Origin of the sequence: Rhizobacter koreensis, assembly GCF_013366375.1 — a bacterium.
GTDB classification, from domain to species: domain Bacteria; phylum Pseudomonadota; class Gammaproteobacteria; order Burkholderiales; family Burkholderiaceae_C; genus Schlegelella_A; species Schlegelella_A koreensis.
In genome coordinates this window covers 120,828-141,668 of sequence record NZ_JABWMJ010000007.1, presented here as the reverse complement: position 1 = coordinate 141,668, position 20,841 = coordinate 120,828, and the positions used below count along the sequence as shown (strand labels likewise).

21 protein-coding genes are annotated in these 20,841 nt (G+C 71.7%); 7 read left to right on the top strand and 14 right to left on the bottom strand.

All coding sequences use genetic code 11. From position 1 onward, the window contains the following. Window positions 1-30: 30 nt before the first annotated feature. From HQN59_RS15600 to HQN59_RS15570, 7 genes are all read right to left on the bottom strand, one after another. Window positions 31-1,065, bottom strand: a complete 1,035-nt coding sequence (locus HQN59_RS15600) for a bifunctional riboflavin kinase/FAD synthetase (protein WP_176070046.1) — start codon at window positions 1,063-1,065, stop codon at window positions 31-33. A 7-nt stretch (window positions 1,066-1,072) separates the two neighbouring features. Next, window positions 1,073-1,792 carry a pseudouridine synthase gene (locus tag HQN59_RS15595; RefSeq protein ID WP_176070045.1) on the bottom strand — a complete coding sequence of 240 codons (720 nt, stop codon included), beginning with the start codon at window positions 1,790-1,792 and terminating at the stop codon, window positions 1,073-1,075. Window positions 1,793-1,878: 86 nt separating this feature from the next. Further along, entirely contained in the window at window positions 1,879-3,273 is a 1,395-nt protein-coding gene (locus tag HQN59_RS15590; protein WP_176070044.1) for an alpha/beta fold hydrolase, read from the bottom strand. Between the two features lie 49 nt (window positions 3,274-3,322). Continuing rightward, window positions 3,323-4,360, bottom strand: coding sequence for a P1 family peptidase (locus HQN59_RS15585; protein ID WP_176070043.1), 1,038 nt, complete (start codon window positions 4,358-4,360; stop codon window positions 3,323-3,325). 142 nt (window positions 4,361-4,502) lie between these two features. Next, the gene (locus HQN59_RS15580) at window positions 4,503-4,751 is read right to left on the bottom strand and encodes a hypothetical protein (protein WP_176070042.1); all 249 of its coding nucleotides are present in this window, start codon (window positions 4,749-4,751) and stop codon (window positions 4,503-4,505) included. A 117-nt stretch (window positions 4,752-4,868) separates the two neighbouring features. Then, on the bottom strand, window positions 4,869-6,005 hold the full coding sequence (locus HQN59_RS15575; protein ID WP_176070041.1) for an acyl-CoA dehydrogenase family protein: 1,137 nt from the start codon (window positions 6,003-6,005) through the stop codon (window positions 4,869-4,871). Between the two features lie 143 nt (window positions 6,006-6,148). Beyond that, window positions 6,149-7,336: an acyl-CoA dehydrogenase family protein gene (locus HQN59_RS15570; protein ID WP_176070040.1), complete on the bottom strand. Its 1,188-nt coding sequence runs from the start codon at window positions 7,334-7,336 to the stop codon at window positions 6,149-6,151. Between the two features lie 185 nt (window positions 7,337-7,521). On the opposite strand from HQN59_RS15570, the gene HQN59_RS15565 reads away from it, so the two are divergent. Further along, the gene (locus HQN59_RS15565) at window positions 7,522-9,879 is read left to right on the top strand and encodes an NADP-dependent malic enzyme (protein ID WP_176070039.1); all 2,358 of its coding nucleotides are present in this window, start codon (window positions 7,522-7,524) and stop codon (window positions 9,877-9,879) included. A 54-nt stretch (window positions 9,880-9,933) separates the two neighbouring features. On the opposite strand, the gene HQN59_RS15560 is transcribed toward HQN59_RS15565, so the two are convergent. Both HQN59_RS15560 and HQN59_RS15555 read right to left on the bottom strand, forming a co-directional pair. Next, window positions 9,934-10,590, bottom strand: a complete 657-nt coding sequence (locus HQN59_RS15560) for a retropepsin-like aspartic protease family protein (RefSeq protein WP_176070038.1) — start codon at window positions 10,588-10,590, stop codon at window positions 9,934-9,936. 2 nt (window positions 10,591-10,592) lie between these two features. After that, a complete protein-coding gene (locus HQN59_RS15555) occupies window positions 10,593-11,081 on the bottom strand; it encodes a YajQ family cyclic di-GMP-binding protein (RefSeq protein WP_176070037.1) in 489 nt (162 codons plus the stop codon). 102 nt (window positions 11,082-11,183) lie between these two features. Here HQN59_RS15555 and murB point away from each other — a divergent pair, with 102 nt between their 5' ends. Continuing rightward, a complete protein-coding gene (gene murB / locus HQN59_RS15550) occupies window positions 11,184-12,266 on the top strand; it encodes a UDP-N-acetylmuramate dehydrogenase (protein WP_176070036.1) in 1,083 nt (360 codons plus the stop codon). A 13-nt stretch (window positions 12,267-12,279) separates the two neighbouring features. Next, window positions 12,280-13,074 carry a glycine-rich domain-containing protein gene (locus HQN59_RS15545; protein ID WP_176070035.1) on the top strand — a complete coding sequence of 265 codons (795 nt, stop codon included), beginning with the start codon at window positions 12,280-12,282 and terminating at the stop codon, window positions 13,072-13,074. Between the two features lie 20 nt (window positions 13,075-13,094). On the opposite strand, the gene HQN59_RS15540 is transcribed toward HQN59_RS15545, so the two are convergent. Together HQN59_RS15540 and argG are read right to left on the bottom strand one after the other, a co-directional pair. Beyond that, a complete protein-coding gene (locus tag HQN59_RS15540; RefSeq protein WP_176070034.1) occupies window positions 13,095-13,850 on the bottom strand; it encodes a ZIP family metal transporter in 756 nt (251 codons plus the stop codon). A gap of 19 nt (window positions 13,851-13,869) precedes the next feature. Then, entirely contained in the window at window positions 13,870-15,210 is a 1,341-nt protein-coding gene (gene argG / locus HQN59_RS15535; protein WP_176070033.1) for an argininosuccinate synthase, read from the bottom strand. Window positions 15,211-15,345: 135 nt separating this feature from the next. Here argG and HQN59_RS26175 point away from each other — a divergent pair, with 135 nt between their 5' ends. From HQN59_RS26175 to HQN59_RS15525, 3 genes are all read left to right on the top strand, one after another. After that, complete coding sequence (locus tag HQN59_RS26175) at window positions 15,346-16,710, top strand: serine/threonine protein kinase (protein ID WP_246294946.1); 1,365 nt, start codon at window positions 15,346-15,348, stop codon at window positions 16,708-16,710. Between the two features lie 19 nt (window positions 16,711-16,729). Then, window positions 16,730-18,448: a long-chain fatty acid--CoA ligase gene (locus HQN59_RS15530; protein WP_342451218.1), complete on the top strand. Its 1,719-nt coding sequence runs from the start codon at window positions 16,730-16,732 to the stop codon at window positions 18,446-18,448. Between the two features lie 130 nt (window positions 18,449-18,578). Continuing rightward, a complete protein-coding gene (locus tag HQN59_RS15525) occupies window positions 18,579-18,995 on the top strand; it encodes a YXWGXW repeat-containing protein (protein ID WP_176070031.1) in 417 nt (138 codons plus the stop codon). Between the two features lie 29 nt (window positions 18,996-19,024). On the opposite strand, the gene HQN59_RS15520 is transcribed toward HQN59_RS15525, so the two are convergent. Together HQN59_RS15520 and HQN59_RS15515 are read right to left on the bottom strand one after the other, a co-directional pair. Continuing rightward, window positions 19,025-19,672 carry a DUF924 family protein gene (locus tag HQN59_RS15520; RefSeq protein WP_176070030.1) on the bottom strand — a complete coding sequence of 216 codons (648 nt, stop codon included), beginning with the start codon at window positions 19,670-19,672 and terminating at the stop codon, window positions 19,025-19,027. Then, a complete protein-coding gene (locus tag HQN59_RS15515; protein ID WP_176070029.1) occupies window positions 19,669-20,223 on the bottom strand; it encodes a YaeQ family protein in 555 nt (184 codons plus the stop codon). The genes HQN59_RS15520 and HQN59_RS15515 overlap by 4 nt, the downstream gene beginning before the upstream one ends. A gap of 116 nt (window positions 20,224-20,339) precedes the next feature. Here HQN59_RS15515 and HQN59_RS15510 point away from each other — a divergent pair, with 116 nt between their 5' ends. Next, the gene (locus tag HQN59_RS15510; protein WP_176070028.1) at window positions 20,340-20,612 is read left to right on the top strand and encodes a hypothetical protein; all 273 of its coding nucleotides are present in this window, start codon (window positions 20,340-20,342) and stop codon (window positions 20,610-20,612) included. A gap of 18 nt (window positions 20,613-20,630) precedes the next feature. Here HQN59_RS15510 and HQN59_RS15505 read toward each other — a convergent pair whose 3' ends face one another. Further along, window positions 20,631-20,807 (bottom strand): hypothetical protein, encoded by a 177-nt coding sequence (locus tag HQN59_RS15505; RefSeq protein WP_176070027.1) that lies wholly within the window; start codon window positions 20,805-20,807, stop codon window positions 20,631-20,633. Window positions 20,808-20,841 lie beyond the last annotated feature (34 nt).

The following is a 20,841-nucleotide window of genomic DNA, read 5'->3' as shown; positions in this document are numbered from 1 at the left end:
GGCGCTCGGCAGGCGCCGCGCCGCCGACGGTCAAATTCGGTCGCGCGTGGTCTGGCGTGCGGTCGCCGCCGGCGCGGCCGGCTGGGCGAGCGCGATCGCGCGGGCGTCGGCGACGTCGCGCGCGATGGCGGCGGTCAGCGCGTCGAGGCTCTCGTAACGCGCTTCGTCGCGCAGCTTGTGCAGCAATTCCACGCGGACGAGTTTACCGTAGCCCCCCTCGGGGCCGAGCTCGGCAGGCCAGTCGAAGCAGTGCACCTCGAGCAGCACGCGGCCGCTGTCGTCGACCGTGGGGCGGCGCCCGAGGCTCGCGACGCCGTCGAGCGGTTCCGGGCCGAGGCCGTGCGTGCGCACGACGAAGATCCCCATCGCCGCCGGCCGCGGGTGCGGGAAGCGCAGGTTGAGCGTGCGGAAGCCGTCGCCCGCGCCCGCGCGGCTGGCGCCGAGCGCGCGCCCGAGCTTGGCGCCGTGGATCACGTGACCGCTGATGCTGTACGGCCGGCCGAGCAGCGTGCGCGCCTGCTGCATGTCGCCGGCGCCGAGCGCGGCGCGTACCGCCGAGCTCGAGACGCGGATGCCGTGCACCTCGTAGCTCATCATCCGCGCCACGTCGAAGCCGTGAACCTGGCCGGCGGCGTCGAGCATCGCGTAGTCGCCGGCGCGTCGGGCGCCGAAGCGGAAGTCGTCGCCGACCAGCACGTAGCGCGCGCCGACGCCGCCCGCCAGCACGTTGCGCACGAAGGCGTCGGGCGACTGCGCCGCGAAGGCGGCGTCGAAGCGCAGCACCACGGTCTGGTCGACGCCGCAGCGCTCGAGTTCGACCAGCTTGTCGCGCAGCGTCGCAATGCGCGGTGGCGCGAGCTCGGGCTTGCCGCTCTTGAGCGCGAAGAAGTCGCGCGGGTTCGGCTCGAAGGTGAGCACGCACGACGGCAGGTTGCGGTGCGCGGCTTCCGAGGCCAGCAGCGCCAGCATCGCCTGATGGCCGCGATGCACGCCGTCGAAGTTGCCGATCGTCACCGCACACGCGTCGGCCACCCCGGGATGGTGGAAGCCGTGGAAGACGCGCATCGGGGAATTATCGGGCGCGACCCGCCGGCGCCAGGCCGCCGACGCTGGCGACGTCGTCGACCCAGCGCCACCCGCCGGGCGGCAGGTCGGCCGGCAGCTCGAGGCTGCCGACCCGGCTGCGGTGCAGCGTCTCGACACGGTTGCCGACCGCCGCGACCATGCGCTTGACCTGGTGGTACTTGCCTTCGGTGAGCGTCAGGCGCAGCGTCCGCTCGCCGGTCGCCTCGCAGGCGGCAGCGCGCACCGGCACCGGGTCGTCGACCAGCGTGACGCCGCCGAGCAGGCGCTCGACCTGATCGGCGTCGACCGGGTGCTTGCAGCCGACCTCGTAGACCTTCGGCACGTGGTGTTTCGGCGAGGTCAGGCGGTGGATCAGCGCGCCGTCGTCGGTGAGCAGCAGCAGTCCGGTGGTGTCCTCGTCGAGCCGGCCGATCGCCTGCACGCCGCGCGTCCTGAGCGGCGGCGGCAGCAGGCTGTAGACGCTGGGATGGTGCTTGGGCTTCTGCGAGCACTCGTAGCCGGCCGGCTTGTTCAGCACGACGAGGGCGCGCTCGTGGTACGCCCAGCGCTCGCCGCGCACGGTGAACTCGAGGCCGGCCGGCTCGACCTCGAACCAGGGGTCGTCGACGACGCTGCCGGCGACCGTGACGAGGCCGGCGGCGACCAGGCTTTCGCACTCGCGACGCGCGCCGAAGCCTTGCGAGAAGAGCAGCTTGGAGAGTTCCACGGCGGTTCGTGAGTCGGGTCGGAGAGCGCGGCGCGCGCCCGGCAACGCGGCCGAGCGACGCGCGGCGCGTGCAGCGCGGCGTGCCGTCAGTACGTGAGTTCGAGCACGACGACGTGGTTGCCCGCAACCGGCCACGCGCGACCGACGATGCGCTCGTCGTTGAAGGCGCCCGCGACCGCGCGGCCGGCGGCATCGGTGATCTTCAGCTTCGACGACGAGACGCCGGCGACACCGGGAGGGATGCCGGCCGGCGGGCTCTTGCCGTCGAGCTCGATGCGGTCGCGCGGCACGCCGAAGTAGCCGCGCGGACGCGTCAGCGTGACCACCGCGGCGGCGTCCTTGTCGGCGTCCAGCAGGCGCTCGGCGCGCAGGTTGACGATGCGCGACGAGCGCGCGAACGGCGAGCGGTACACGTGCGTCGTCGCGTAGCCCGGCGCCGATATCACGAACTCGTAGGTCGCGTCGGGCTCGCCGGTGAACGGGCCCCACCGGCCGTCGGCGCCGATCGTCTTCCGGTGCATGGCGATCGCGCGCCGCTCCCCGGTCGCCGGATCGACGGGGTAGACCTCGACGGTCGCGCCGACCAGCGGCAGGTTGGTCGGGAAGTTGCCCTGCGCGTTGTCGAGGCCGAGGCCGCTCACCACGCCGTCGAGCACGACGCGCGCCTCCGGCACCGGCGTCGTCGTTGCCGGCTCGCGGCCGGTGAGGAAGCGATACATCGCCGCGAACGCCTGCGGGCTGAACGCCGTCTCGCGGTGATCGACGCCGGGGAGTACGAGGTTCTCGGCGCCCTTGAGCGCCGGCGCGTCGTACGACACGTGGGTCGGCTCGCCGCGCCGGCCGAGCCACACGCCGTCCGGCTGCGCGTACTTGTCGTTGTTGTCCGAGCGGATCGTCATCCAGCGCACGCCCGGCGTCACCTCGTCGCCGCTCGGCTGCGGCGCATTGAGCCCCCGCAGGAACGGGCCGGCGCCGTTGAACTCGCTGCCCGGCGCGCGGTTCGGGTCGGCGTAGACGCCGTGGTTGACCGCCCCGCCGAGGATCGCGTGCGAGACCAGCGCCGCCCCGCCGCCATTGGCGATGTAGTTGCGGATCGCGTTGCCTCCGCGCGAGTTGCCGATCAGCACGACCTTGCTCGCGCCGGTCGCGGCGAGCACCTTGCGCACTTCGGCGGCGAGGAACTGCATGTGCTCGGTGGTCGAGGTGCGACCCGGTTGAGCGCGGCCGTCGTCGTCGCGCGCGAGCGGATACGGCAGGTCGATCGCGTACAGGCGGTCGCGCGGCCAGCCGTTCGACTCGAAGCGCCAGATCGTCGTCGTCCACAGGGCGGCGGTGTCGCCGTTGCCGTGCACGAAGACGATCGGCGGGTGCGCGACGCCCGACGGCGCGCCGGTGGCGCACGCGCCGAGCGTGCTCACGAGCGCGGCCGCGCTGCTGGTGGTGACGAGCCAGCGGCGCCGGCTCCAGGATCGATCGGACATGAGACCTCGTGAAGGCTGGGAAAGAGGGGTTCGGCGGCGTGCACCGCGTTCAGGCCGTGCCGAGCTCGGCGGCGGTCGGCAGGTCCGGAACGCCGGGCCCCGACACACGCCCGGCGGCGCGCACCGCGCGCAGCACCGCTTCGGCGAGCACGTCGGCGGCGAGCGCCCCGAGCCAGCTGACGTGCGCGCTGCGACCGGCGCGCCCGGTCGCGAGCGCGAACACGACGTCGCCGTCGCTCGCGCTGTGAACCGGGTTGATCGTGCGGGCGAGCCCGTCGTGCGCCATCCGCGCCATGTGGCTCGCGGCGGGCTTGCCGACGATGGCGTCGGTGGCCACGACCGCCAGCGTGGTCGCGGCTCCGGAAGGTAGCGCGGGCGGCCATTCGCCGCCTCGCAGCGCGGCCATCGCGCCGATCGGCTTGCCAGCCGCGCCGCGCACGCCGGCGAGCGTGCGACCCGACGACGGATCGACCACATCGCCGAACGCGTTGACGGCGACCAGCGCGGCGACGGTCACGCCGTCGACGCAGATCGACGCAGTGCCGACACCGGCCTTCATCGCGCGCTCCATGCCGAACAGCTTGCCGACGCTCGCGCCCGCGCCCGCGCCGACGCTGCCTTCGGCCGGCGTCGCCGTGCTCGCCGCCTCGCACGCGGCGTAGCCGCTGGCCGCATCGGGGCGCATGCGCGGGTCGCCGACCGTCAGGTCGAACAGGATCGCCGCCGGCACGATCGGCACGCGCAGCGTGGGGTCGGCCGGCAGCGGCGCGAAGCCGACGCCGCGCTCGTCGAGCCAGCGCATCACGCCGCCTGCGGCGTCGAGCCCGAACGCGCTGCCGCCCGCGAGCAGCACCGCGTGCACGCGGTCCACGGTGTTGAGCGGCGCCAGCAGATCGGTCTCGCGCGTGCCGGGCGCGGCGCCGCGCACGTCGACGCCGGCGACGGCGCCGTCGGTCGCGAGGACCACGGTGCAGCCGGTCGGCCGGCGCGAGTCCGTGAAGTGGCCGACCTCGAGACCGGCGACGGCGGTGAGGCCGAACGGTGCGGGCCCGGCCACGGCGTCCGAGGCGGCACGTGCCAGGCTCATCGGCAGGCCGCCTCGCCCGCGGCGCCGATCGCGGCGTTCGAGCCGCACGTGTCGCTCGGCCGATGCCGACCCGCGCGCGCGAACCGTTCGGGTGGAAACGCCGCAGCGCGCGCTGCGCTGGCTGCGGCCATGCAAGGGGCCCCTACCGCGTGCCGGCGCCCATCTTGCCCTGCAGCACCATCACGAGGTGCTCCTTGGCTTCGGCAAGCTGCGCCTTGTCGGTGTCGTGCACCTTGCGGAAGAACGCGGCGCACTCGGGCGAGCCGGCGGCCTCGGCGTCCTTGATGTACTGGTCGTAGGCGATCAGCGCCTGCGCCTTGTTCTGGATCAGCGTGATCCAGTCGTACGCGAGGTCGCTGAGCGGATGCGGATCGGATGACGGTTCCTGCATGCTGCCTCCTGGGGTGAAAAGGCCAGCTTAGCAACCGTCGCGCGCGAGAGCTGTAGGGGAACGCCGACACCGCGCACACGGGCGCCGCGCCGCCCGCGCGGCGGCACGCGGGCGTCATCAGGCGAACACGCCGGCGGTGTCTTCCATGCGCGCCGACACCTCGCCCAGGTGGTGCAGGGTGTCGCCGAAGGTCATCTCCATCACCGTGAGCCGCTTGAAGTAGTGGCCCGCGATGTACTCGTCGGTCACGCCGATGCCGCCGTGCAGCTGGATGCACTGCTGGCCGACGAAGCGCATCGACTGACCGAGCTGCACCTTGGCCTGCGAGAGGGCGCGGCGGCGCTGCGGCTCCGGGTCGTCGAGCTTGAGCGTGGCGAAGTAGCTCATGGAGCGCGCGAGCTCGAGCTGCATCTTCACGTCGGCGATGCGGTGGCGCAGCGCCTGGAAGGTCGCGATCGTCACGCCGAACTGCTTGCGCGTGTTCATGTACTCGACCGTGACCTCGACCAAGCGGTCCATCGCGCCGACCGCCTCGGCCGCGAGGGCGGCGATGCCGACGTCGACGGCGCGCTCGAGCGCGGGGAACGCCGCCCCGGGAGCCAGCAGCTCGGTGCCGCTCGCGCCGTCGAGCCGCAGGTCGCCGGATGCAGCGCCGTCCTGGGTGACGTAGGCATCGACCCGGACGCCGTCGCCGGCCGTGACGAGGAAGAGCCCGATGCCGCCGGCGCCCTCGGGCGCGTCGGCCACTCGCGCCGGCACGATGAACGCAGCGGCATGACCGGCGGCCGGCACCACGATCTTGGTGCCCGTGAGGCGCCAGCCGTCGCCGGCCCGCTCGGCGCGTGTCTCGATCTGCTCGAGCCGATGGCGCGCGCGGCGCTCCTGGTGCGCGAGCACGACGATCTTCTCGCCGCTCGCGACGCCCTCGAGCCACGACGCAGCGGTACCGGCATCGCCCGCGGCGAGCAGGCTCGTCGCGACGAGCGCGACCGGCGCGTACGGCTCGAGGACGAGCGCGCGGCCGAGCTCCTGCATCACGACCATCGCGTCGACCGGCCCGAAGCCCATGCCGCCGTGCTGCTCGGGCACCTGCAGGCCCAGGAGGCCCAGGTCGGCGATCTCCTGCCAGGCGTCGCGGGCGAAGCCGCCGCCCTGCACGATGCCGCGCCGGCGCTCGAACGTGTAGCCGCGCTCCACCCAGCGCCGCACCGAATCACGCAGCATTTCCTGGTCGTCGCTGAAATCGAAGTCCATCTCGTGTCTCCTGGGCTGTCGTCGGACACCGCCGACCGTCGCCATGCCTTGGTCGATCTGACTGGAACCCTTTCCCTCCCGGAGGGACAGGGCAGGGAAAGGAGCAACCCTGTCCGCCTGCGCGGCGCGAACGGTCTCGGCTTTCAGCCGAGGACCGTCTGCGCGACGATGTTGCGCTGCACCTCGTTCGAGCCGCCGTAGATCGTCGTCTTGCGCATGTTGAAGTAGGTCGGCGCGAGCGGCGCCACCGCGGCGAGCGCCTGGTCGCCCTGCCAGCCCGCTTCCATCGCCTCGCGGACGAACGGCAGGCTCGCCGGGCCGGCGGCCAGCATCATCAGCTCGGTGTAGCGCTGCTGGATCTCGCTGCCGCGGATCTTCAGCAGGCCTGCCACGTCGAGCGACTGCTTGCCGCTCTTCTCGGCGCTCAGCACGCGCAGCACCATCATCTCGAGCGCGACCACGTCGACCTCGAGCTGCGCGATCTGGTCGCGGAAGCGCGCATCGTCGTAGACGCCCTCGGCCTTGGCGATGCGCTTGAGGCGCTCGAGCTCGCGCTTGGCGCGGTTGACGTCCGCGATGTTGGTGCGCTCGTGCGCGAGCAGGTACTTGGCGTAGGTCCAGCCCTTGTTCTCCTCGCCGACGCGGTTCTCGACCGGCACCTCGACGTTTTCGAACCAGACCTCGTTGACCTCGTGCTCGCCGTCCATCGTGATGATCGGGCGCACCGTGATGCCGGGGCTCTTCATGTCGATCAGCAGGAAGCTGATGCCGGTCTGGGGCTTGCCTTCGTTGCTGGTGCGCACCAGGCAGAAGATCCAGTCGCCGTACTGGCCGAGCGTGGTCCAGGTCTTCTGGCCGTTGACGACGTAGACCTCGCGGCCGTCTTTCATCACGCGCTCGGCGCGCGTCTTCACCGACGCGAGGTCCGAGCCCGAGCCGGGCTCGCTGTAGCCCTGGCTCCACCAGACCTCGCCGCTCATGATCCCCGGCAGGTGCTGCTTCTGCTGCTCGGGCGAGCCGAACGCCATGATCACCGGTGCGACCATCACCGGGCCGAACGGGATCACGCGCGGTGCTCCGGCGAGCGCGCATTCCTCCTCGAAAAGGTGGCGCTGCACCGCGTTCCAGCCCGGCCCGCCGAACTCCTTGGGCCAGCCCCAGCCGTGCCAGCCCTGCTTGCCGAGGATGCGGGCCCAGCGCTGCAGATCGTCCTTGGTCAGGTGCAGCGCGTTGTGCACCTTGTGGCTGATGTCGGGCGGCAGGTTCTCGGCGACCCAGGCGCGGATCTCCTCGCGAAAGGCCTGTTCCTCGGGCGTGAATTCGAGCTTCATCGCAGTCTCCGTCGCAATGTTGGCGGCGGTTTTAGCACGACCGTGCTGATCGCCGGCTCGTGGTTTCGACCGGCTGCGGCTCGGGAGGGCACGCGGTGCGCGCAGGCGGTAGCCTTGCGGTTTCCCCCCTTGTCGCGGCACGCCGGCGCGGCGATGGTTGGCGCATTCCGGCACGAGGACCGTCCATGACCGACCCACAAGAAAAACCGCTCAGCGATGCCGAGAAACTCCTGCGCGACGCGGCGTTCGAATACCACCGCTCGCCGTCGTTCGGCAAGATCTCCGTCACGCCGACCAAAGCGCTGTCGAACCAGCGCGACCTCTCGCTCGCGTACTCGCCCGGCGTCGCCTACCCGTGCCTCGCGATCGAGGAAGACCCGGCCAAGGCGGCCGAATTCACCTCGCGCGGCAACCTGGTCGGCGTCGTCACCAATGGCACTGCGGTGCTGGGCCTCGGCGACATTGGTCCGCTCGCCGCCAAGCCGGTGATGGAAGGCAAGGGGTGCCTGTTCAAGAAGTTCGCCGGCATTGACGTCTTCGACATCGAGCTCGACGAGAAGGATCCCGACAAGCTGATCGAGATCATCGCGTCGCTCGAGCCCACGCTCGGCGGCATCAACCTCGAGGACATCAAGGCGCCCGAGTGCTTCTACATCGAGAAGGCACTCAAGGCGCGCATGCAGATCCCGGTGTTCCACGACGACCAGCACGGCACCGCGATCATCTCGGGCGCCGCGCTGCTCAACGGCCTGGAACTCGTCGGCAAGTCGATCGGCGAGATCAAGCTCGTCGCCTCGGGCGCCGGCGCGGCGGCGATCGCCTGCCTCGACATCATGGTCGGCCTCGGCGTCAGGCGCGAGAACATCTACGCGGTCGACTCGAAGGGCGTGATCCAGGACCAGCGCGAGGACGCCAGGAGCGGCCGCCTCGACGAATCGAAGCAGCGCTACTGCCAGAAGACCGCGGCGCGCACGCTCGCCGACGTGGTCGTCGGCTGCGACGTCTTCCTCGGCTGCTCGACCGCCGGCGTGCTGACGCCCGACATGGTGCGGACCATGGCCGACCAGCCGATCATCCTCGCGCTCGCCAACCCCGAGCCGGAGATTCGCCCCGAGCTCGCGAAGGAAGCCAAGCCCGACTGCATCGTCGCGACCGGTCGCTCGGACTACCCGAACCAGGTCAACAACGTCCTCTGCTTCCCGTACATCTTCCGCGGCGCGCTCGACTGCGGCGCGACGCGCATCACCGAGGAAATGAAGCTCGCCTGCGTGCGCGAGATCGCGGCGCTCGCCAAGGCCGAGCTGTCGGACGAGGTCGCCGCCGCCTATGCGGGGCAGGAACTCAAGTTCGGCCCCGACTACATCATCCCGAAGCCGTTCGACGCGCGCCTCATCCTGCGCATCGCGCCGGCCGTGGCGGCGGCCGCTGCCGAGAGCGGCGTCGCGACGCGGCCGATCGCCGACATCGAGGCGTACCGTCAGTCGCTCGCGCGCTACGTCTACCAGACCGGCATGATGATGCGGCCGCTGTTCGCGGTGGCGCGCGCCAAGCCGGCACGCGTCGCCTACGCCGAAGGCGAGGACGACCGCGTGCTGCGCGCGGTGCAGGTGGTGCTCGACGAGGGCTTGGCCAAGCCGATCCTCATCGGCCGGCCGGCGGTGGTGCAGATGCGCATCGAGCGTGCGGGCCTGCGCCTGCAGGCCGGTCGCGACTTCGAGATCGTCGACCCCGAGGGCGACCCGCGCTACCGCGCCTACTGGGAGAACTACCACGAGCTCATGGGCCGCGAGGGCATCACGCCCGACATGGCCAAGGCGGCGGTGCGGCGCTCGAACACGCTGATCGGCTCGCTGATGCTGCACCGCGGCGACGCCGACGCGCTGCTCTGCGGCCTGGTCGGTCGCTTCGACGGCCACCTCGAGCACGTGCGCGACGTGATCGGCCTCGCGCCCGGTGCCAACACCTTCGCGGCGCTCAACGCGCTGACGCTCGGCGAGCGCAGCCTCTTCATCACCGACACCTTCGTCAACGAGGAGCCGACCGCCGATCAGCTTGCCGAGGTCGCGCTGATGGCGGCCAACGAGGTGCGGCGCTTCGGCCTCCCGGCCAAGGTGGCGTTCCTCTCGCACTCGAACTTCGGCTCGTCCAAGCGCGCCTCCGCGCAGCGCGTGCGGCGCGCCGCCGACCGCTTCCGCCAGATGGCGCCCGACATCGAGTGCGACGGCGAGATGCACGGCGACGCCGCCCTTTCGGCGGTGATCCGCGAGCGCTACCTGCCGAACAGCGCGCTCACCGGCGAGGCCAACGTGCTGGTGCTGCCCAACCTCGACGCCGCGAACATCCTCTTCAACGTCCTGAAGGTGGTGGGCGGCCAGGGCGTGACGATCGGCCCGATCCTGCTCGGCGCGGCCAAGCCGGCGCACATCCTCACACCGTCGGCGACCACGCGCCGCGTCATCAACATGACGGCGCTCGCGGTCGGTGGTGCGATGTACGGCGCGGCGACCGAACCGGCAGCCGCCGGCGTTCCGAACGCCGCCTGACGGCTTCGCGCCCCGGGCGCGGCCGCTGCCTTCGCGGGCAGCGGCCGCGTCGCCTCAGAAGCGGCGCTCGAGCGTGAGGCGGTCGTTGTCGCGCCGCATCTGGAAGCGCGTGAGGAAGCTGTTGCCGAGCAGCACGTGGCTGATGGCGGCCGGCAGCACGATCGCGTCGACGTTGTAGACCTGGACGTCGCCGACCTGCACCACGCCGAGCGACACGCCGTATGCCGGCACGACGCCGTTGGCGGTGTTGGTGTAGGTGCGGCGGCCCGAGCGGTAGTCGATGCCGAGGCGGTCGGCTTCGACCTGTCCGATGGTGATCGAGGTCGCGCCGGTATCGACGACGAAACGCACCGCGCGCCCGTTGATCGTGCCGGCGGTGAAGAAGTGGCCGTTGATGTCGGCGCTGAGCACGATCTGGCTGCCGCTGCCGGGGCTCGGCTGGCCGCCGGCATTCACCTGCGCGGCGCCGAGCGCGAGTGTGATGCGCTGGCCCTTGACTTCGACGATGGCCTCGCTGCCGCTCACCGACACGAGCCGCACGCCGTCGACCGTGCTGCCGACCGCGATGCTGCGCGGCTTGCCGTCGATCATCAGCAGCGCCTTGCTGCCGAGGCTGCCGCTCAGCGAGACGGTCTGCGCGCCGGCATTGCCGACGCACAGCGCGAGCGTGGCGAGGGCCGCGGCGACCGCGCCACGCGTATGGTCCGGCATCGTCAGTCGCGCAGGTTGTCGAACGACAGCGGCACGTCGGCGACTTCCTTGCGGATCAGCGCCATCGCCGCCTGCAGGTCGTCGCGCTTGGCGCCGGTGACGCGCACGCTCTCGCCCTGGATGGCGGCCTGTACCTTGAGCTTGCTCTGCTTGACCGCGGCCTGGATCTTCTTGGCGGTGTCGCTGTCGATGCCGCTCTTGACGAGCAGCACCTGCTTGACCTTGTCGCCGCCGATCTTCTCGATCTTGGCGCTGCGGTCGAGAAAGCGCACGTCGACGTTGCGCTTGGTCAGCTTGGCGATGAGGATGTCGGTGACCTGGCCGATCTGGAAGTCGCTGTCGGCATAGAGCGTCAGCTCCTTCTCCTTCAACTCGACGCGGGCCGACGAGCCCTTGAAGTCGAAGCGCGTGGCGATCTCCTTCGCGCTCTGGTCGACCGCGTTGCGAACCTCGACGAGGTTCGGGTCGACCACGGTGTCGAAGCTGGGCATCGGCGAGTCCTCGGTGGCGGGCCGGCTCGAACGCGCGAGCGGCGACTGTGGGGGGAGCGCGGGCAGGCGGTTGCGCCGCGTCGGATCGGCGAAAATTCTCCCATGCAAGTCGACTCCGGGGTGAGCCTCAAACCCTACAACACGTTCGGTCTGCCGGCGGTGGCGCGCACGCTCGTACGCGTGCGCAGCGACGACGACGTGCGCCGGGTCGTGGCCGACCCGGTGCTCGGCCCCGCCGCCAAGTTCGTGCTCGGCGGCGGCAGCAACATCATCCTCACGCGCGACATGCCGCAGGTGGTGCTGAAGGTCGAGGTGCCGGGCATGGCCGTCGTCGAGGAGCGCGCCGACGCGTGGATCGTCGAGGCGGGCGGCGGCGTCGGCTGGGACGACCTCGTTGCGTTCACGCTCGAGGCGGGCTGCCCCGGCCTCGAGAACATGGCGTCGATTCCCGGCACGGTCGGCGCCTCGCCGGTGCAGAACATCGGCGCCTACGGCATCGAGCTCAAGGACCGCTTCGAGTCGCTCGATGCGGTCGACCTGGCGACCGGCGAGACCCGCACCTGGGACGCCGCGCGCTGCCGCTTCGGCTACCGCGACAGCGCGTTCAAGCGCGGCGCGTCGTTCGAGCCGGTCGACGACACGCCCCCGGCCGCGGCGCCCGCACCCGGCAGCGCGAGCACGCCGCCCGGCAGCCAGGTGATCACGCGGGTGCGCTTTCGCCTGCCGCGGCCCTGGCAGCCGGTGCTCGGTTACCTCGAACTGCAGCGCAAGATGCTCGAGACGGGTGTCACGAACCCGACGCCGCGCCAGATCCACGACTGGATCGTCGCGATCCGGCGCACCAAGCTGCCCGACCCGGCGGCCATCGGCAACGCCGGCAGCTTTTTCAAGAACCCGGTCGTCACGCCCGAGCAGTGCCGCGACATCATCGGCCGCGACCCGGAGATCGTGCACTACCCGTTGCCCGACGGCAGCGTGAAGCTCGCCGCAGGCTGGATGATCGACGTCTGCGGCTGGAAGGGAAAGAGCGTCGGCGGCGCCGGCGTCTACGAGAAGCAGGCGCTGGTGCTCGTCAATCGCGGCGCCGCGATCGGCTCCGAGGTGATGACGCTGGCCCGCGCGATCCAGGAGAGCGTCTACGGGCGCTTCGGCATCCGCCTCGAACCCGAGCCGGTGATCGTCTGACCGGCCAGCGCGCATGACGCCCGCCGCCCGCCTGCTGCTTCGCCGCGCAGCGGCGTGGCGTGCGCTGCTTCTCGGCATGGCCGTGCTGATGCTGGTCGGCGCCGTCGTGATGGGCGCGCGGCCGCGTCCGTGGTGGTTCGCGCTCGGTGCCGTCGTGCTCGTCGGCGCCGGCGCGCTGACCGCGTGGGTGCGCTGGCAGCGCGAGCGCGTGATCCGGGAGCGCACCCTGCCGGCGTTCCTCAAGCGCAAGCTCCGCGAGCAGCATCCGCACCTCGACGGCGCCGACTGCGACCTCGTCGAGCGCGGCTTCCGGCAGTTCTTCCTCGCCTGCGCACGCAGCGATCGCGCGTTCGTGGCGATGCCCTCGCGCGCGGTCGACACGTTCTGGCACGCCTTCATCCTGCACACGCGGGCGTATGCCGAGTGGTGCGACCTCGCGCTCGGACGCTTCCTGCACCACACGCCGGCCGAGGCGCTCGGCGCGCGCGCCAGCGACAACGACGGCCTGCGCCGCGCCTGGTACTGGAGCTGCAAGGACGAGTCGATCGACCCGCGCAAGCCGTCGCGGCTGCCGCTCCTGTTCGCGCTCGACCGCAAGCTCGCGATCGCGGGCGGCTTCGTCTACGTGACCGACTGCCGCGACATCCTCGCCAAGAGCGCGGCCGGCGGCAGCGACGGCGCGGTCTACTGCGGCACCAGCTTCGGCGACGACGGCTTCAGCGGCGACGCCGACTCCTTCGGCGGGGCCGAATCGTCGGATGGTGGCGGCGGCGACGGCGACGGCGGGAGCGGCTGCGGCGGCGACTGAACGCCGGCGTCGCGCCGCGATCAGCCAGCCAGCTTGCTGAGCGCGAACGCGGCCAGGAAGCCGATCACCGTGATCAGCCCGGCGAAGTCGTGCGCCTCCTCGAACGCCTCCGGGATCATGGTGTCGGCGAGCATCGCGAGGATCGCGCCGGCAGCGACCGCGGTGGTCGCGGCGACCACCGCGGGCGAGGTGCCGGCGAACAGCACGTAGCCGGCGAGCGCGGCGAGGCCCGACATCAGCGCGATGCCGCCCCACACGCCGAACACGTAGAGCGGGCTGCGGCCCGCCTGCTTCATGCCGGCGGCGCTCGACAGACCCTCGGGCAGGTTCGACAGGAAGATCGCGATCACCGCGACGGTGCTCACCGCGCCGCCCTGCAGCAGGCTGAGGCCGATCACCATCGATTCGGGGATCCCGTCGAGCAGCGCGCCGACCGCGATGGCGAGGCCGCTGCCGCCGTGGTCGGCCTCGCTCGGCTGCTGTTCTCCCGAGCGCTTGCGGTGCCTCGCACCGCGCCGCGACAGCCATGCGTTGGCGAGCGAGTAGATCGCCGCGCCGGCGACGAACCCGGTCGCGGTCGCGCCGAACCCGCCGCGCTGGAACGCCTCGTCCATCAGCTCGAACGACAGCGTCGAGATCAGCACGCCGCTGCCGAACGCCATGATCGCGGCCACCAGCCGCGTCGGCACCTTGACGACGTAGGGCAGGGCGGCGCCGATCACCAGCGCCGCGCCGGCGACGAGGCCCCAGCCCGCGGCGATCAGCCAGGTCGGCATCGCGGCGGGCTCGCGGGGTTCACTCGCCCGGCTGGTCGCTGCCGAGCTGCGGCAGCAGCTCGTTGCCGCCGGCGGTCAGCAGCCCGACCTTGGCGTAGGTCTCGAGCTTGGTGCGGGTGTCGGCGATGTCGAGGTTGCGCATCGTCAGCTGGCCAATGCGGTCCTGCGGCGAGAACGTCGACTCGCCCTTTTCCATCGTCAGGCGCTCGGGGTGGTAGGTGAGGTTGGGCGAGCGCGTGTCGAGGATCGAGTAGTCGTTGCCGCGGCGCAGCTCGAACGCCACCTCGCCGGTGATCGCGCGCGCGACCCAGCGCTGCGCGGTCTCGCGCAGCATCAGCGCCTGCGGATCGAACCAGCGGCCCTGGTACAGCAGGCGGCCGAGCTTGCGGCCGTTCTCCCGGTACTGCTCGATCGTGTCTTCGTTGTGGATGCCGGTGACGAGGCGCTCGTAGGCGGCGAACAGCAAGGCGAGGCCCGGAGCCTCGTAGATGCCGCGGCTCTTCGCTTCGATGATGCGGTTCTCGATCTGGTCGCTCATGCCCAGGCCGTGACGGCCGCCGATCCGGTTGGCCTCGAGCATCAGCTCGACCAGGTCGGGGTACTCGGTGCCGTTCAGCGCGACCGGGCGGCCTTCCTCGAAGCGCACGCGCACCTCTTCGCGCCTCACGTCGACGCTCTCGCGCCAGAACGCCACGCCCATGATCGGCTCGACGCGCTTGATGCCGCTGTCGAGGTGCTCGAGGTCCTTCGCCTCGTGCGTCGCGCCCAGCATGTTCGAGTCGGTCGAGTACGCCTTCTCGGCCGACATCTTGTAGGCGAAGCCGGCCTGGCTCATGAACGCCGACATCTCGGCGCGGCCGCCGAGCTCGTCGATGAACGCCTGGTCGAGCCACGGTTTGTAGATCCTGAGCGCGGGGTTGGCGAGCAGGCCGTAGCGGTAGAAGCGCTCGATGTCGTTGCCCTTGTAGGTGCTGCCGTCGCCCCAGATGTTGACGTCGTCGGCCTTCATCGCCGCGACCAGCATGGTCCCGGTCACCGCACGCCCGATCGGCGTGGTGTTGAAGTAGGTGATGCCGGCGGTCGAAATGTGGAAGGCGCCGGCCTGCAGCGCCGCGATGCCTTCGGCCACCAGCTGGGCGCGGCAGTCGACGAGGCGCGCCTCCTCGGCGCCGTACTGCATCGCCTTGCGCGGGATCTCCTCGTAGTCCGGCTCGTCGGGCTGGCCCAGGTTGGCGGTGTAGGCGTACGGAACGGCGCCCTTCTGGCGCATCCAGTGGAGCGCGGCGCTGGTGTCGAGGCCGCCGGAGAACGCGATACCGACTTTCTGCCCCACGGGCAGCTGCTGGAGGATGGTGGCCATGGCGAAGGAGCGATGCGGAAGGCGCGATCTTAAGTGGATCGATGCCGCCACCCGGGGTTTCACCCAGGGTCGGGCCTTCCGGCGCGGGCTGCCCGACGGGTAAGCTCGACGCCTTCCTCCGCGCGGCCCCGTCCGATGAGCACCCTGGCGCCCGATCCCGCGCATCCTCCGGCTTCCGGCGCGCCGGGCGCGCTCGCAGCCGGCACCCGTTTCGCCGAGTTCGAGGTCGAGCACGTGCTCGCCGTCGACGACGTCGGCATCGCCTACGTGGCGCGCGACCGCTCGCACGATCGCGAGGTCGTCCTCGACGAATACCTGCCGCGGGCGTTGGCGCAGCGCGCGAACGGCCGCGACGTCGTCCTGCGCGATGCGGGGGCCGGAGCGGCATATCAGGCCGGCCTGCGCGCGTTCGTCGACGAGGCGCGCCTTCTTGCGCGCCTCGAACATCCGTCGCTTGCCCGCGTCGAGCGCTTCTGGGAGGACCGCGGTACGGCCTACCGCGTGACGCGCGATGCCCGCGGCATCGATCTGCGCGACCTGCGTCGCTCGATGCCGTACCCGCCCGACGAGCCGTGGCTGCGCAGCCTCGTCGGGCCGCTGCTCGGCGCCCTCGACCGCCTGCACCGCGAGGGCGTGGTGCACGGCGCGATCGCGTCGACGCACATCGTGATCCCCGCCGACGGGCCGCCGCTGCTGCTCGGCTTCGACGCGGCGCGTCGCGTGCTCGCCGAGCACGCCGGGGTCCCCGAGTCGACATTGAGCGCCGGTTTCGCCGCGCCCGAGCAGTACGGCGGGCACGCGCAGGCGCGTGGCCTCGGTCCGTGGACGGACCTCTACGCGCTCGGCGCGGTGCTGCACGCGCTGCTGTTCGGCGTTGCGCCGGCGCCCGCGCCGACTCGTGCGCGGCGGCCCGACTCGCAGGGGATCGGCGCGCGCATCGTCGCCGGCGTCTCGCCGCGCTTCGTCGAGGCGGTCGCCTGGATGCTCGAGGTGCGCCCCGAGCGGCGGCCGCCGAACGTCGCGGCGCTGCGTGCGGTGCTCGACGGGGTCGCCGAGGTGCCGCTGGACGACGCCGCGACGGTGGTGGCGGCCGACGCCCGCGACGTTGCCGCCGATGCGGCGACCACTGAACCCGACGCACCCGCCGCCGCGGCCCCATCGCTGCGCCGCACCGCCGACGCGGACCTGCGCGCGACGACGCCGGGCGGCGCCGATCACCCGCCGGCGGCCGAGCCGCGCCACGTGCGCCGCTGGCTGTCGCTGCCGCTGACGCCACTCGTCGCGGTGCTGATCCTCGGCCTTGCCACGCTGGTCGGCGCGCTCGCCATCGCGCTGCTCAATGCCGCCGAGGAACGCGCCTTCGCGAAGCGGGAGGTCGCGGCCAGCGGCGTCGTGGTCACCACCGTGCCGGCGCGCCGCGGCGTCGCCCCGCGCCCCGAGGCATCCGGCGCCGCGTCGCGCGCCACCGAGCGACATCCACCGGCGCGCGCCGCGCGCTGACTCAACCGCCGAGGAACCCGTGACCGACGACAACGACTTCCACGTTCCCGCCGACCGCCCGCACTTCCGCATCTGGCCCAAGCGCCTGCCGCGCGAGCTGGTCGTGCCCGAGACCTCGCTCTGGTTCAACCTGGAGGTCGCGGCCAGGCGCTTCCCGGACAAGGCGGCGTACCGCTTCTTCGGGCGCGACCTCTCGTACCGCGAACTGCACACGCAGGCCGAGGCGATTGCCGGCTGGCTGCAGCACGCGGGCGTCGGGGCGGGCGACCGCGTCGCACTCTTCATGCAGAACTGTCCGCAGTTCGCCGCGGCCTACTACGGCGTGCTGCGCGCCAACGCGGTGGTGGTGCCGGTCAACCCGATGAATCGTGCCGACGAGTTCAGGCACTACATCACCGACCCGGGCACCAAGGTCGTCATCTGCAGCGCCGACCTCGCCTGCGTGGTCGACGACGCCAACCGTGCCTTGCCGGACGAGCAGCGCCTCGGCCACGTGATCGCGACGCGCTACGCCGACGCGATGCCCGAGGGCGCGCTCGATCCCGACGAGACGCCGTCGCCGGCGATGGAGGCGTGGCTGCGCCTCGACCTGCCGCTGCCGGACGGCTGCGTGCGCTGGACCGACGTGCTCGCGTCCGGCCACGTGCCGGGACCGCACACCGCCGGCCCCGACGACCTCGCGATGCTGCCGTACACGTCGGGCACCACGGGCCTGCCGAAGGGCTGCATGCACACGCACCGCACGCTGATGCACAACACCGTCGGCGGGCAGTGGAGCTACGCCGGTCCCGAGTCGATCGGCCTCGGCGTGGTCCCGATGTTCCACATCACCGGCATGCTCTACGGCGTACTCGGCGTGGTGCACAGCGGCTCGACCCACGTGCTGATGCCGCGCTGGGACCGCGAGCTTGCCGGCCGCCTGATCTCGCGCCATCGCATCACCCACTGGACCTGCATCCCGACGATGGTGATCGACCTGTTCGGAAGCCCCAACTACCGCAGCTTCGACCTCTCGAGCATGCGCTACATGAGCGGCGGCGGGGCGGCGATGCCGCACGCGGTGGCCGAGCGCCTGCAGAACGAATTTGGTCTGACCTTTGCCGAAGGCTACGGCCTCACCGAGACCGCGGCGCCGAGCCACGCCAACCCGCCCGAGCGCGCCAAGCTGCAGTGCCTGGGCATCCCGATCTTCGGCGTCGACTCGCGCGTGGTCGACCCCACGACACTCGAGGAACTGCCGCCCGGCGAGGTCGGCGAGATCATCACGCGCGGTCCGATGGTGTTCAAGGGCTACTGGCAGCACCCCGAGGCGACGCGCGACGCGTTCGTCGAGTTCGACGGCCGTTCGTTCTTCCGCACCGGCGACCTCGGGCGCATGGACGAGGAGGGCTACTTCTTCATCACCGACCGCCTCAAGCGAATGATCAACGCGAGCGGCTTCAAGGTCTGGCCCGCCGAGGTCGAGATGCTGCTCTACAAGCATCCGGCGGTGCAGGAGGCCTGCATCATCGCGGCACGTGACGCCTATCGCGGCGAGACCGTCAAGGCGGTGATCGTGCTGCGCGCCGAGGCCAAGGGCGTGACCAGCGCCGACGAGATCATCGCGTGGGCGCGCGAGCACATGGCCGCGTACAAGGCGCCCAAGCTCGTCGAATTCGTCGATGCCCTGCCGAAGTCGGGCTCGGGCAAGGTGATGTGGCGCCTGCTGCAGGAGAAGGAGGCGGCCGCTCGGGCATAGCCGCTTCACGCGGCAGCAGCGGTTCTTTACGGGGTGGGAACGACGCCTACAAGCGCATTCGCGGATCGCCGATGGAGGCTTCGCGGTCCCTGGAAAAGACTCCGGCGTCCCTCACAACGGAGATTCCGTGATGAAGAAAACACTGCTCGCCGCTGCCCTCGTCGCCGCCTCGCTGGGCGGCGGAGTCGCCGCTCCCGCCATCGCGCAGCCGCGCATCGAGATCAACGTCGCCCCGCCGCCGCCGCGTCACGAGGTGGTGCCGGCGCCGCGTCGCGGCTGGGTCTGGTCGCCGGGTCACTGGGAATGGCGCGGCCGTCGCCACGTGTGGGTCGAAGGCAGCTGGGTTCGCGAACGCCCCGGCTACGTGTACGCGGCGCCGACCTGGGTCGAGCGCAACGGGCGCTGGTATTACGAGCGCGGCGGCTGGGAGCGCGGCCGGCGCGACCGCGACCGCGATGGCGTGCCGAACCGCTTCGATCGAGACCGTGACGGGGACGGCGTGCCGAACCGGCGCGACGACAGCCCGAACAACCCGTACCGGCGCTGAGCGCCGAGCCCCGCGCCGGCTGACGAGGGTCAGAACCCGGCGCCGGGCTCGCTCAGGTAGACCGCTTCCTCGGGCGTCGATTGGCGCCCGAGGATCGGGTTGCGATGCGGGAAGCGGCCGAAGCGCTCGATCACCGCACGATGCCGCTCGGCATAGTCGAGCATCGACGCGAAGCGTTCGCGTCCGGCGTCCTGCACCAGCCGGGTGAAGAGACGCACCGCCTCGTCCTGCATCGCCAGGCTCTCGGCGTGCTCGAACGGCATGTAGGCGAACGCCCGCCATTCCACCTCGAGCGTGAGGTCGCCGCGCGAACCGACGAGCGCGCTCGCCGCACCGAGGGCGCGCGGATCGCCCGCGAACGCGCGCGGGGTGCCGCGAAAGGCGTTGCGCGTGAACTGGTCGAGCAGCAGGATCTCGGCGAGGGCGCCGTGCGGGTCGGCGCCCCAGCTTTCGAGCTCGCCGCGCAGCGCCTGCTCGATCAGCGTGCCGAAGCGGGTCGCGATCGCCGCATCGAACGCCTCGTCCTTCGAGAACCAGGTCTGGCGCTGCACGTCGGTGATGCCGGCTTCAGCCGGGCCGAACCAGAAGTCCAGCACCTCGCGCGCGCGCGGATCGAGGCTTGCAGCAACGGTCGTGGTGCTGCCGGACGTGGCGGGCGTGTCTTGGAAGTCGTTCATCTGCTTTCGAGCCGGCGCGGGCTCACCTCGACGGTACGGTCGGCGCTCGTCACCCACGCCGAGCCGCCTTCGATGTTGACCTGCAGCTGCATGCTCCGTTCGGCGAGCGCGGCGAGCGCGCTCGATGCAGCAGGATCGATGTGCCACACCTCGACGTTGCGGGCGCGGGCGACGCGGCCGGCGATCGGGTCCCACCAGAGCTGCGGGCTCGCGCTGTAGCTGTAGACGCTGACGCGGTCGGCACGCCCGCTCGCCTTGAGCAGGCGCCGCTCGTCGGGCTGGCCGACCTCGATCCAGTGCAGGATGCGGCCGGTGAGGTCCCGGTGCCAGAGCTCGGGCTCGTCCGGGTCCCACATGCCCTTGGCGATCTCGAGCGTGCCGGCTTCCGCGTCGGCCGGCAGGTTGAGCGCGAGCACCACCAGCCGCACCATCATCCGCTCGTCGGTCTCGGACGGGTGCCGCGCCAGCGTCACCGCGTGGTCGCGGTAGACGTGGCGGTCCATGTCGGCGATCTGGAGGTTTGCCTTGAAGATGGTTGCCTTGATCGCCATGAGGCCGCGACTGTGCCACAGCGTGGCCGGGCGCTGCCGGCCCGCGGTCGCGGCGGCCCGACCTTGTGTCAGCATCGGCGCCCGATCGCAGCAAGGCCGCTCGGCCCGCCCTTTCCATGAGCCTCAAGAAGACCGACCTCGCGAAGAACCTCGGCCTCAAGATCGGCGGCCAGATGAAGGCGGCCGGCATCCCCGACCGCTTCGCCGCCGGCTCGGGCGCTGCCATCGACCGCCGCGAGCAGCGCCGGCTCGATGCCGCTGCAGGCCTGGTGCCGTTCGCCTGCAAGCTGCCCGGGAACCTCGTGAAGGCGCTGCACGAGCGCGCCGCCGGCCACGACGGCGGGCTCAACGCGCTGACGGCGGAACTGCTGCAGCGCGGGCTCGAGTGAGCGGCGCCGGCGGCGAGTTCAGCCGGCCGGCGCGTCGACGGCAGGGTCGGATGCGACCGTGTCCGGCACCGGGGCTCCGGTCGACGTGGGCGCAGGCGCGGCGACCTTCACCGGTGCCGGCATGAGGTAGCGCACCAGTACCACCAGCGCGGCGGCGATCACCAGCACGACGACGATCCAGGTCCAACGATTCATTCCGGCTCCCGAGGCGCCGCGAGTGTGACCGCCC